Below are 13,574 nucleotides of genomic sequence, written 5' to 3' on the forward strand. Positions count from 1 at the left end.
GCCAAGCCTGTTATTTTTTAGATTAAAACAGCTGCTTAGCTTCATTCTATAAAGTAACAAAATATGTATAAGTTACTGTGACAATTTTGTGAGCCAATCTATAGGCTATTTATCGCGCAAAACAAACAGTTTTATCACAGGGGTTGCAAAATAAAAAAATCCTTGTATAATCTGCATCTGGTGGCTCCATTGGTAGCCTCGCAACATTGTTCTATGAATCCCGCCAGGACCGGAAGGTAGCAACGGTAATAGTTATGATGTGTGCCGAGGATGTGCTTTTGGAGTCGCTTTTTTTTGCCTGAAATTTGATATTTACATCAAAAAGTATTAAAGACGCTCTTATGATGTATCAAGTCCTTCATTGTAAAGGGCTTTTTTTTGTCCAAAATTTCGTTCGATACCCATTTAATTCTCTATTCAATTTAAAAGCGTCATTGATTAATATGAGTTAAAATACAATGTAATAACTTTTGTTAACATTCTAGACACTTTGGGGTTTGATTATGAAGATATTTGTTTGGCTATTCATTGCATTTATAGTGCTAGTAGTCGTGTTTGGCGTATCAGTATTTAACAAATTGGTACGCGCACGTAACCAAGCAAAGAATGGCTTTGCTCAAATAGATGTGCAATTGAAGCGTCGTCATGATTTGATTCCAAATTTGGTCGAAACCGCCAAGCGTTATTTAAGCCATGAAGAAGAGACGTTAACCCGAGTCATTAGTGCGCGTAATCATGCTCAAGATCTACAAGACTCTAATAAGCATCAGCCAGACTCACTAGAGCACATGGCACTATTTGCAAAAGCAGAAGGTATGCTTTCTAAAGCATTGAGTCAGTTTTCTGCTGTCGTTGAGGCATACCCTGAGCTAAAAGCCGATAGCATGATCAAGGAGCTTATGGATGAGTTAACCAATACGGAAAATCGCATTGGTTTTGCGCGTCAGCATTACAATGACAGCGTGATGTTCTATAACAACGACCGTGAAGTATTTCCTAATAACCTCGTTAGTACGACTTTTGGCTTTCGTCCGCTCAGTCAGTTAGTATTCGAAGATAGAGAAGCGATTGCTCAGGCACCGATTGTCAATATGGGCTAAGGTTTAGATAATTTTGGCGAACTCTAGGTAGCCTGATCTGATGGATTTTTTTGGTGAACAGCGGATACGTACGCGGCGCAGTCTATTACTTTATGGACTGTTTTTCCTGATTGTACTTGCTCATATGGCTGTAGGACTGGCTGTCATGTCTATACTGCTGACAGTATTTACAGGCGGTATATATCACTGGGTACTGGTTCTGGTCATTGTCTTGACGTTAGGTAGTTTCGTTGGTGGTAGTTTTTTAGAGTATCGACGCCTGCGAGCAGGTGGCCGCGCTATTGCTCAGCGAGTAGGAGCGGTTAGGCTGTTTATCGATAACAGTCAAGAAGCATGGGAGCACAGTCAAGGAGTCGCTCATCAACACGAGACAGAAGAAAAGGTTCGCTATAGTGCGCGTCATATAGCAGTACGTGATGAGCGTGATTTTCCGCCAGTCTATCGCCGCTATCATGAAATTGCTCAGCAGTTAGCGATTGCGTCGGGGTTAAGCACACCCATTCTATATGTGCTGCCCAATGAGCAGGGGATTAATGGCTTCGTCGCTGGTCGTCATAGCTCAGATATGGTATTAGTCGTCACCCAAGGAGCACTAGACAAGCTGTCTGATGAGGCGCTATACGGGCTTATCGGTCATGAGTACGGCCATATACTGCACGGTGATGCTACGTTCAATTTACAGCTGATGGTGGTGTTGGCAGGCTTGCAGATACTATATGACTGGAGTGATCCAATCTCCAATCACCTCTCTAATCGTCTCTCTAATTATAGTCACTTTGATAGCGATAATATCTCCCAAAAGTCTCTATCACAGAGGCAGGTTGATACGCTTGCACGCAATACGGAAGCGCAAACCGCCAATTTTACCACGCATAGTGAATGGGTCGCTTACTGGCAGCAGCAATCACAACAACAGCAGTCCTCAGCCAAGCGTCAGTCTAAGTGGGTACAAACGCCACCTATCGTAGATCGTCAAGCCCCGCGTAGTGTCTGGACATTGTTACTACATGGCTTGAGCTTCTCTAGCATGGCAAGTGCGCAGCTGATTAAGCATAGCTTCAACCGTGAGCGTGAGCTACTCGCTGATGCCACCAGTGTCCAATTGACACGTACGCCTGCCATTATAGAGACCTTAAAAGCCATTCATCAAGACTCGCTCGGCTCGCGTTTGTCCGGTATCGCCGATATCAATGGACTCAGTCACTTTTTCTTTGCCAGTAGTGGGGCAGACTTGGGCGATGTATCATGGTTTGCCACACATCCAAGCTTGACTGAACGTATGAGTGCTATTAATGCTGATGCTTATCATAAGTTCGCGGTACAAATTGCTAAAGAAAAACGAATAAATCAGCAAAAAGTAAAAGAGATATATAGGCAGCGCCGCTTAGGAGATTGGGGAGCGACACAAGGGAATAGCCTAAGTAATAATTCACCAGACAAAAATATGCATCCTTCGTCAATATTTGAAGCTCAAACAGCCGCAACGATTAATATAAGAGGCAATAAACAAATAAGTGACGGAAAAATTCCTGTTGAGTCTGGGAACGACGGTCGTAACAGAGAGAGCGATGAATCAGAGGTTAATGACGGTTTAGAGTTTGCCGTAGAAGCTGATATGGTGGTTGACGGGCGGTTTCAAGTACAGGCTGAAGACACAGATACTTGTGGGATGTTAAAACCGTGGCAGGCCAAACCTGACGCTGACCTACCAAAAAACATACTTATTGAAGCTAGCGATATCCAAAAGGTGTCACTGCCTCAGTATATACTCAATCATAGTCATCATCCTTTAGGCGCATTAGCATTGATCGAAGCGGTTATGCTTTGTCATCAGAGCCGACCATTATCAACGACTGCCACTTATAGTTTGAATGATATTTGGAATGGTGGTTTCTCTGTAGCGACTGACTCGACCTCCCATGAGCAAGTGTTACCGCATAGGATAGATTCTAAGTTACTGACAATAATAGCCAGCCTAGATAGGCGTTTGGACAGTGCTTTGATTGAGCTTGCATTAAATCAATTGCGTCAACATAATTTATCTGAATTACTTATCGAAGACCTAAAGCTCAAAAGCAATGACGATCATCGTCACGACAGTCATCAGTACTATGTAAAACAAGAGAAATGCCGTACGATGTTGCTGCGCTATCAGCAAGGTGTATTTGAGTTGTTTAACCAGCAGCTGACATCCGACTTAACCAAAAGCTTAGCTTATGATTCGTCAGATAAAAATATATCTAGTGATAGCTCTCATTCAATCGCGGTTGCACTGAATAGCTCATCAGCACGAGCACCACAAAAATCGCCAATATTGTCACTATGGCAAGCGCTACATTTACAGCAGTTGCTACCGGTATTGTCCGAGGTTTTACGTGATACAGACGCACAGGCTGTATGGTCACAGATATTAAAAGCTGGCATGGAAGACATATGTACGCAGCTTGACCCTTCAATACAGGTGTTTAATAGTCTTGATACTGCACAAATATCAATGGTCGTCTTATTAGCGTATCGACTGTCAAAAGATGCTAAAGGCCAGATGATCTCAATGCATGATCGATCGTTATTGAGTGAAAATGATGAGAGCGTGGCACATTATATTGTAGACTTGAGGCGTCATGCGCGCTTGATTGATATTGATCTTGTGACAGTAAGTGATGTTAATCTACAGTGGTTACTGTTGACCACCCAGCATCTAAATAGTATTCAGTTATTGGCGATTATTTCTGCGGTTCCGGTGTCCAATCAATATACAAGTACTCACATGGTCGATATTCCGAACACTAATAATTATCGTGATAATAATAAAGACAGGCAACAGGATGGCGGTCAAATAGATTACAATGACCATGACCATGACCATGACCATGACCCTGCCAAGCCTGCACACCATCAGTATCGACAATGGCTCAGTACTTTGCATACCGTTATGCTACACGATACGATAATCAGCCAAGATGAATATGATTGCCTGACTACTATGTCAGAGCGCTGGCTGGGTGTTCGGCAGCTTTTTTGATAAATGATCGATTAGGCAGTGGTTGTTTAACTATTACTTATCTGATAAATAACTATTTAATAAATGTCTGATAGCATGATGCATACTGGATAAAATAGAGGGTCAGTCTTATATAGAATAGATATGTGATGACACGCAACTGGGTTGCATTTTCCCCATGTCATATTTTTTATAGCAAACGGATGACAGTTAATTCGCCAATCTACCAATGATACAAATAAAATAAGTGGGATAGTAAAGTCGTATGAGTGATATCCAAGATCCGCTAACTGTATTGCAGCACCGTGCGCAGCAACGCCAAATTCTAGCGATGATGGGCATCAATCAGTGGATACAGCCTGAATCAAAAACCATCAATATTGCTGATATTGCCATGGACATGAAGAGTCAATCAAACGCTGAATATTTGAGCATTGACCAGCCCAGCACTACGTTACCTAATACAGAATATCTAGGAGATGAGTATCCAAACGTTGGAGCGCCAAGCGCTAAATCAGTCGCTACTGAGATGCCGATCAACGTATCTATTGATACAGTTAGGAATATGGATGAGCAGTTCACAGAGACTCAGACTATCAATGAGCAAAACCCAGTCACTTATAGTTTTGATCGTTTAAGTTCAGATACGCCTGATAATGCAAATGCCACTGTATCGCCAGCCAATCGCACTGCCAGTAGCTTTATCGATGAGGCGGTGCAGTCAGCAACTGCACCTGTTCTCAAGCATCATGTTGATCAAAATACGCATAATGAAAGCCAAAAAAAGGTCGCGCCTTTTACTTTACAAGGTGGACGCTATGGCGACTGGGTCATACTGGTAGATATCCAAGCACTCACTAGCGACAGTCAAAAACTGTGGCAAAATATCACAAGCGCGCTATCAATATCCTGTGAGACGACATCATTTCCAATCTGTGAAGGGATGGATACTGCTGAGCTTGCCAACGCTAGTCTTGCAGGTTATGTGTTTAGAATGGGTCGAAGCGAAGAAATAAAAGTCGCAGCGCTGACCGTATTACCGGATGGTATCGAACATCCTACGCTGACAGTGGTGCCGACATTAGATGATATGCTAGAAGACAGCAGTTTAAAGCGCAAACTGTGGAATCAGATATCTCTCTGAGTTATAGTACAGCCAACCTGTCTTATCAAAAATTTACTGTATCAACACACGTTTTTCTCAACAAACTGAAGTAAAGTATTCCCCTTTATTTCATTATATCTAGGACTGTGATTATGCCTGCCAACCCAACGTCTACTACCCCTACAAACACAATTGCTCCGCACCGCGTGCCCAATTTCTGTGCTGGGCCAGCTACCATGCCAACATCAGTGCTCGAGCATGCCCAGAGCGAATTGCTTGACTGGCAAGGTCGCGGCGTATCGGTCATGGAAGTGAGCCATCGCAGCAAAGAGTATATGGCGATTACTGACAAAGCGGAAGCTAAGCTACGCTCGCTTATGGACATCCCAGATAACTATAAAGTACTGTTTTTGCAAGGTGGTGCTAGCTTACAGTTTTCTGCGATTCCGCTGAATCTATTAAATGGTGGTCGCGGCGATTATTTGACGACAGGGGCATGGTCAGGCAAGGCAATCAAAGAAGCAAAACGCTATGAAGCACTTGGTCTGGGCGAGATTAATTTGGTCGCGACAGGTCAAGACAGTAATTTTGCAGATGTGCCAGCCATAAGTGAGTGGAATATCAGTGAAGGCGCGGCTTATTTTCATTACTGTGCCAATGAAACCATTCATGGCCTACAGATATTCGAGCCGCCACAAGTCGATGCACCCATCATCGCTGATATGTCTTCTTGTATCTTGTCACAGCCGATAGATGTGTCTAAGTTTGGCATGATCTACGCGGGTGCACAAAAGAACATCGGCCCTGCAGGTCTGGTCATTATTATTGTCCGTGAAGATTTGTTGGGTAAGGCCAGTGAATGGTGCCCTATGCTACTGAACTATGAGCATCAAGCTGATAAAGAGTCTATGTCGAACACGCCAGCAACGTACTCTTGGTATTTAGCCGGACTGGTGTTTGATTGGTTAGAAGAGCAGGGCGGCGTGGCTGCTATCGGTAAAATCAACCAGCAAAAAGCAGACTTGCTCTACAAGACCATCGATGATAGCAGTTTCTATAACAACCCAGTTGCCACTGAGTACCGCTCTATCATGAATGTACCGTTTACTTTAGTAGACAGCAGTCTGGATAAAGTATTCTTGGCAGAATCAGAAGAAGCTGGGTTACTCAACCTAAAAGGCCATCGCGATGTGGGCGGTATGCGTGCTAGCATTTATAATGCCGTACCACTTGAGTGGGTACAGCTATTGGTCGACTTTATGATCGCATTCGAAAAAAAGCATGGTTAAGCGAATTGTTAACCCCTCGGCTATAAGCTTTCAATAAAGCTTTAGGATGCAGTCATGTACAAAAAAAGCGCAACTGATAACGGTTGCGCTTTTTTTATGAGATCAATAATGCAGGAAGCATAAGACATAACCTAGCAAACCATTAGGTGAGACAGCCTAACTTTGTTATGATAAAGTTTTGCACTCAGGCTGTTTTTCCGTCAGTATTCTTGTTTTGATCCCCAAATTGGTTGGCATAAAGGTTTGCGATAACACCATGATAAAAAACGCCCTGTCAAAATCTGTGTTGCTAATCCTCACTGTTAGCTGGCTGCCAAGCAGTATCGCTGCACCTATCACCACATCAGCGCTTGGTCACAACAGTCCAACAGCATACATCGATGCGCCTTATCTGCCATACGCCAATCCACAGGCACCATCAGGCGGCACACTGTCATTAGATACTCGCGGTACATTCAATAGTGCTAACAAGTGGATGACCACTGGTGTGGCCATGATTGGCACTGACTATCTCTATGATACTTTGATGACGGGCTCATTGAATGAAGCCTTTACCATGTATCCGCAGCTGGCAAGCAAGGTGACGTATGATCCAGAGGATACCAGCTGGATTGTCTATCATTTGAATCCTGCCGCTCGATTTTGGGATGGAACGCCAGTGACCAGCCGCGATGTCAAAGCGACTTATGAGGTCATATTAAACAAAGGTCCCATGTACATTCGCAGTTATTTGGGCGATATCAAAGACATCCAAATCATTGATGAGCAGCAAGTAAAGTTTGTTTTTAAATCAACTGAGAATAAAGAGATTTTACTGACTGTTGGACAGTTTCCTATTTTTGCCAAATCTTCAATCGACGCTAACTTTGAAAAAATCACCTTAACACCATTGATGGGTAGTGGCCCTTATAAGCTAGGGCGTGTTGATGCTGGTCGTTCGGTAAGCTACATACGTGACCCTAACTATTGGGGCCGTGATTTGATGGTCAACCGTGGTCGTTATAACTTTGATATGATTAAATTTGTGTATTATCAAAGTGATGAGATTGCCTTTGAGGGCTTTAAATCTGGCCAGTATCGTTTTCGGCCTGAAAACAAAGCATCGAACTGGGTAAAAGGTTATAATTTTCCTGCCGTCACGGCAGGGCTGATCAAAAAAGAAGCGATCGCCAGTCAAAACCCCGTGCCGATGCAAGGCTTGGTCATGAATATGCGTCGCCCAATTTTTCAAGATATTAGGGTGCGTCAAGCGCTGACAGCAGCGTACGATTTTGAGTGGATGAATAAAACCTTGTTCCATGGGCAATATGAGCGATTACAAAGCTTCTTTCATGGCTCAGAGCTAGCAGCAACGGGCACACCCTCTGACAAAGAGATGCAGGTGTTAACGCCTCTGCTACCAAAGCTTGAACCAATTCAACGCAGCGCGGTATTGGCAGAATGGCAGTTGTCAGTGAGCGATGGCAGTGGCTTTAATCGTCAAGGGCTATTAAAGGCACGTCAGCTATTGCTAGAGGCTGGGTTTTATTATGAAGATATGAAGCTGTATCAGCCTGACGGAGCGCTGGCTCAGATTGAAGTGCTCATGACAGGTGAGACCATGGGACGTGTATTACTGCCTTATATTCGCAACCTAAAACGCTTGGGGTTTGATGTGTCTTTGCGCCAAGTGGATGGCCCACAATACTATGAGCGTATGCGCCGCTTCGATTATGATATGGTCGTTGATGTATTTGCCCAAAGCCTGTCTCCTGGTGCTGAGCAAGCGGCATTTTGGGGCAGCGCTGCGGCTGATGAACCGGGTAACCACAATAGCGTTGGCATCAAAAACGTTGCCATTGATCAAGTGGTTAAATCACTTGGTAATGCCAAAAATCGCGACGATATCGTGTTGTACACACAGGTGCTTGATCGCCTGCTTCGAGCCGGTCATTATGTCGTACCCTTGTATGGCAAATCTGGCACCAACGTCGCTTATTGGGATCAATACCGTCATACTGAAAACCTACCATCCAATGCCGTCGGCATCGACTATTGGTGGGTGGATAAAGAAGCAGAAGAACGTGTTAATCAGTATCTGAAACAGTGAGTAATACTCAACATACTGACCAGTGCTCAAAACAGTATTCTACGCTTAAGACAGCAAACAGAAGCGTCTGTAAATTATTAATATTCCCTAGTAAAGATATCAGTAATAAAAATAACAACCAGTAAGGATGTAACATGACTATCCGTATTCACCCCATAAAAGCCTTTAATGACAATTATATTTGGACATTAATCAATGATAATAATAAACAAGCCATTGTCATTGATCCTGGTCAAGCCCAGCCAGTAGTGGATTACTTAGAGAGCAACGAGTTAGAGCTGACCTCCATTTGGACCACACATCATCATCATGACCATATCGGCGGCGTCGCAGAATTACAGGAGTCGTATCCGATGACTCATTTGGTCGCACATAGTGAGCATGGTGTTGATGAAGATCAAACTATCAAAGATGGTAGCACAGTGAGTGCTTGGGGCTGCTCAGCACAAGTTTGGGATGTGTCAGGCCATACTGCTAGCCATATGGCCTACATCTTAGATATCGATGGTCAGAAGCACTGCTTTTGCGGAGATACGTTGTTTAGTGCAGGCTGCGGTCGCGTCTTCACTGGTACGATTGAGCAATTGCACGACAGCTTTAAGCGCTTAAATGGGCTGCCTCATGAGACATTACTATATCCTGCGCATGAGTATACAGCGAGTAACCTGCGTTTTGGCCTGTCTATTGAACCTGTCAACGTAACGATGCAGCAAGCCTTAGCACAAGCAGAGGCACAAACTGAACAAGGTCTGCCAACACTGCCAGTGACATTAGAGCATGAGCGCGCGATAAATGTGTTTTTACGTACGCAGGAGCCGAGTGTGATTGCAGGGGTGAAATCCAAAATGCCTATCGACGATGAGAAGTCGTTAACGGTGTTTGCGGCATTACGTGAGCTGAAAAATAACTTTTAAAATTTTTTTTGTATGCCTCTTCAACACAAAGCAATCCGCTGCTAAACGTCATTACTATCTCTCTTTATTCAGGAAGTCGCCATTATGGGTCGTTATATCTTAAAAAGACTGCTACTGATATTGCCGACACTATTTTTGATATTGCTTGCTAACTTTGTGATTGTACAAGCGGCACCTGGCGGGCCTGTTGAGCAGCAGCTTGCACTCATTGAACAAGGGGCAAAAGACAAAGCGCTCGGTGGCAATATTGGCGCGGGCAGTGCAGGGAGTAACGACAGCACTTACCAAGGCACGCGTGGTCTTTCTGATGAAATGGTCGCTGCTATTAACGCCCAATATGGCTTTGATAAGTCTGCTCCAGAGCGATTTTGGCTGATGCTAAAAAACTATGTACGGCTGGATTTTGGTGAGTCGTTTTTTAAAGGTCAATCAGTGACCGAGCTGATTGTAGAGAAACTGCCTGTTTCAATCTCGCTTGGACTATGGAGTACGCTGCTCATTTATATGATTGCCATTCCGCTGGGCGTTTACAAAGCCATGCATCATGGCTCAGGCATTGATAAAGCCACGGCAATGCTGCTTGCGATTGGGCATGCGATACCGGTGTTTGTCTTTGCAGTGATATTGCTGGTGTTTTTCGCGGGTGGCAGCTACTGGAATATTTTCCCACTGCAAGGGCTCACGTCCGAAAACTTCGATCAGCTAAGCACGCTTGGTAAAGTAAAAGATTATTTTTGGCATTTGGCATTGCCACTGCTGGCAAGTACGGTGGGCGGTTTTGCGGGTCTGACGTATTTGACCAAATTCAGCTTTTTAGAGGAGCTTGGCAAGCAGTACGTGCTGACTGCTCGTGCCAAAGGTTTGGGTGAGCGCCAAGTGCTATATGGCCATGTATTTCGTAATGCGATGCTGATTATCATTGCCGGTATTCCAGCGGCTATCGTTGGTATTTTCTTTGCGGGCAACTTTTTGATTGAGATTATCTTTAAGCTTGATGGCTTGGGCTTATTAGGCTTTGAGGCCATTCAGCAACGCGATTATCCCGTGATATTTGGTACGCTATTTATCTTTACCTTGGTCGGGCTATTGCTGCAATTAATCAGTGATTTAAGCTATCACCTCATTGATCCTCGTATCGATTTTGAGGGGCGTTAATCAATGTCAAATAAAATAGCTGATCAATCGCCATCCTCGACTTTATCTTCTGTGTCGACTAATAAAAAACGTCGTTTAAATCCTATTTGGCAAGCGCGTCTGAAGCGATTTCGTCAAAACCGTCTTGGAATGGTGTCGCTGTTTGTCTTTGTAGTGATATTTGTCATTTGTATGGCGGCCAATGTGATTGCCAATGACAAACCTCTACTGGTGCAATATCAAGGCGACTATTATTTTCCGGTCGTAAAAGCTTATCCTGAAACGACTTTTGGCGGTGTGTTCGAGACCGAAACCAACTATAAAGACCCTGCCGTGCAGACGCTGATTGATGAGCAAGGGTTTTATGTGATGCCGCCCATTCCCTTTGCCGATCAAACGCCAAATGTTGAGCTGGGTTTACCCTATCCTGCTGCACCCAATAGCCAAAACTGGCTTGGCACAGATGACCTAGGGCGCGATGTGCTCGCGCGCATACTGTATGGATTACGCGTATCGCTGCTGTTCGGTCTGGCCCTGACGCTCGCTGGTGCCTTGATTGGTATTATTGTCGGCGCGGTACAAGGCTACTATGGTGGTTGGGTCGATCTGGCAGGTCAACGTTTTATGGAAGTGTGGGGCGGTATGCCTCAGCTGTTTATGATTATTATTTTGGTCAGCTTATTTAGTCCCAGTATCACTATGTTATTTGCGTTGATGTTGCTATTTGGCTGGATGGGACTGGTTGGTTTGGTACGAGCAGAATTCTTGCGGGCTCGTAACTTTGACTATGTGCGTGCTGCACGTAATCTGGGCGTTTCGGACAGTCAAATCATGCTCCGGCACATCTTGCCCAATGCCTTAGCCTCAAGCTTGTCACAATTGCCCTTTATCTTGACAGCCAATATCATCGCGCTAACCGCATTGGACTTTTTGGGCTATGGATTGCCGCCTGGTTCGCCCTCACTGGGTGAGCTGATGGTACAAGGCAAAAACAACCTTGATGCGCCTTGGCTTGCTTTATCAGGATTCTTTAGCTTGACCTTTATTTTGTCATTGCTCATCTTCGTCGGTGAAGCACTGCGTGATGCATTTGATCCAAGGCGCTCTTGATATGAACGAAAATACTATTGCCCCTGAGCAAAAAAACGCGCCAAATGACAGTGTCAATCGTCTACAAGATAAGCTCATGCTAACCGTAGATAAGCTCACTATTACGACCGCTACAGGCGTTCAGTTAGTCGATGAGCTGTCTTATCAGCTAAGACAGGGTCAGACTCTGGCCATCGTAGGTGAGTCAGGCTCTGGCAAATCGATTGCCAGTCTGGCGCTACTCGGTCTACTGCCAGAGAGTTTGACCATCACAGGTGACGTTCAGCTAGCAAGCACATCAGGCATGTCCAAGTTACCGATAGCAAATGATAAGTCACGCAATACTGCGCTACGGTCTATTCGTGGTCAGCGTATCGGCATGGTTTTTCAAGAGCCAATGACCGCATTAAATCCACTACATACGGTCGCCAAACAAATTGCTGAATCACTGCGTCTAAGCGGCGTACCCAAAAAGCAATGGCGAGAGACTACCATCGCTTTGCTAGAGGACGTCAATATCTCGGACCCTGTAGATAAGCTTAGTCGCTATCCACATGAACTCTCCGGTGGTCAGCGTCAGCGCGTGATGATCGCAATGGCATTGGCGCAGCAGCCTGATATATTGATTGCTGATGAGCCGACTACAGCGCTTGATGTTACTCTGCAGCATGAGATTTTGGCACTATTGAATGATCTTAAGCGCCAGCACAATATGGCGATGATACTCATCAGCCATGACCTCAATTTAGTCAGACGTTATAGTGATGAGGTCATCGTTATGCGCCAAGGGCAGACGGTTGAACAAGGTCAAACCGCGACTGTGTTCGCACATCCGGCAGCCGATTATACTCGCACGCTTATTGAGCAAGACTTTGGCAAAGCGCTGACTTTGATCAATGCTGACGTAGACCAATCACCCGATGTATTACAGGTAAAAGGGCTTACCGTACGGTTTCCGATTGAAAAAAGTCTGTTTGGCACGACCAAGCGCTGGTTTGATGCCGTCAAAGATGTCGATATGATACTGTCAAAAGGACAGGCATTGGGTATCGTTGGTGAGTCAGGCTCTGGCAAAACCACGATGGCACTTGCGCTTAGTCAGTTGCTCAGTAATCAAGCTGATGTGACAGGACAGATAGTCGTCAATGGACAAGATATCGCAGCGCTTTCCAAAAAAGATCTACGCGCTTTTCGCTCGCAAATTCAGATGGTATTTCAAGATCCATTTGCCAGTATCAACCCTCGTATGATGGTCATGCAGATTGTAGAAGAGGGGCTATTGGTACAAGGCGTGGGTAAGACGGCGCGCCAGCAGGCCGTGATGGAGAGTCTGACAACTGTACATCTGCCTATCGCGTTCGCAGAGCGTTATCCGCATGAGCTATCAGGGGGACAACGTCAGCGTGTGGCATTGGCACGCGCCTTGATTATGCAGCCAAGCTTGCTTATATTGGATGAGCCTACCTCGGCGCTTGACAGTACTACCCAAGTCACAGTGGTCAACTTGCTACGAGAAATTCAAGAAAAAATGAGCATCAGCTATGTGTTTATCAGTCATGATCTCAAAGTAGTGCGTGCACTGTGTCAGCATATTATGGTACTAAAAGAAGGTGTATGTGTGGAATCGGGGCACACCGAGGATATCTTTACTCAGCCGCAGCATCCGTATGCCAAGCAATTATTAGAGGCGAGCAGTGCACAATAATAGCGACATACCAAAAACGTCAGTGGTACAATCAGTCTAAACGCCGATCTATAATCGGTTCTGTTACACACATATTTATCTAGTCTGATATCGGCAAGCATTAATGAGGCATCACCAGCTGATTAAAGCGGTTGTTATCGCGGTTAAA

The 13,574-nt window shown here is 44.8% G+C and carries 9 protein-coding genes and 1 other RNA gene; all 10 read left to right on the forward strand.

From position 1 onward, the window contains the following. Positions 1–187: 187 nt before the first annotated feature. The 10 genes from ffs to IP485_RS07195 all read left to right on the forward strand — a co-directional run bounded on the left by ffs (position 188) and on the right by IP485_RS07195 (position 13,426). Positions 188–284, forward strand: an RNA gene (ffs, locus tag IP485_RS07150) — signal recognition particle sRNA small type. Positions 285–503: 219 nt separating this feature from the next. Then, positions 504–1,100: a LemA family protein gene (locus IP485_RS07155; RefSeq protein ID WP_194364309.1), complete on the forward strand. Its 597-nt coding sequence runs from the start codon at positions 504–506 to the stop codon at positions 1,098–1,100. Between the two features lie 40 nt (positions 1,101–1,140). Continuing rightward, positions 1,141–4,122 (forward strand): M48 family metalloprotease, encoded by a 2,982-nt coding sequence (locus tag IP485_RS07160; RefSeq protein ID WP_198326645.1) that lies wholly within the window; start codon positions 1,141–1,143, stop codon positions 4,120–4,122. Between the two features lie 244 nt (positions 4,123–4,366). Continuing rightward, positions 4,367–5,245, forward strand: coding sequence for a hypothetical protein (locus IP485_RS07165; protein ID WP_198326646.1), 879 nt, complete (start codon positions 4,367–4,369; stop codon positions 5,243–5,245). A 113-nt stretch (positions 5,246–5,358) separates the two neighbouring features. Next, entirely contained in the window at positions 5,359–6,495 is a 1,137-nt protein-coding gene (serC, locus tag IP485_RS07170) for a 3-phosphoserine/phosphohydroxythreonine transaminase (protein ID WP_198326647.1), read from the forward strand. Between the two features lie 256 nt (positions 6,496–6,751). Further along, complete coding sequence (locus IP485_RS07175) at positions 6,752–8,584, forward strand: extracellular solute-binding protein (protein WP_198326648.1); 1,833 nt, start codon at positions 6,752–6,754, stop codon at positions 8,582–8,584. A 134-nt stretch (positions 8,585–8,718) separates the two neighbouring features. Then, entirely contained in the window at positions 8,719–9,498 is a 780-nt protein-coding gene (gene gloB / locus IP485_RS07180) for a hydroxyacylglutathione hydrolase (RefSeq protein ID WP_198326649.1), read from the forward strand. 84 nt (positions 9,499–9,582) lie between these two features. Further along, on the forward strand, positions 9,583–10,653 hold the full coding sequence (gene yejB / locus IP485_RS07185; protein WP_198326650.1) for a microcin C ABC transporter permease YejB: 1,071 nt from the start codon (positions 9,583–9,585) through the stop codon (positions 10,651–10,653). A 3-nt stretch (positions 10,654–10,656) separates the two neighbouring features. Beyond that, positions 10,657–11,742: an ABC transporter permease gene (locus tag IP485_RS07190; RefSeq protein ID WP_227686461.1), complete on the forward strand. Its 1,086-nt coding sequence runs from the start codon at positions 10,657–10,659 to the stop codon at positions 11,740–11,742. Between the two features lies 1 nt (position 11,743). Beyond that, a complete protein-coding gene (locus tag IP485_RS07195) occupies positions 11,744–13,426 on the forward strand; it encodes a dipeptide ABC transporter ATP-binding protein (RefSeq protein WP_198326651.1) in 1,683 nt (560 codons plus the stop codon). Positions 13,427–13,574: the final 148 nt, after the last annotated feature.

Origin of the sequence: Psychrobacter sp. NG27, from assembly GCF_016106655.1 — a bacterium.
In the GTDB taxonomy this organism is placed as follows: domain Bacteria; phylum Pseudomonadota; class Gammaproteobacteria; order Pseudomonadales; family Moraxellaceae; genus Psychrobacter.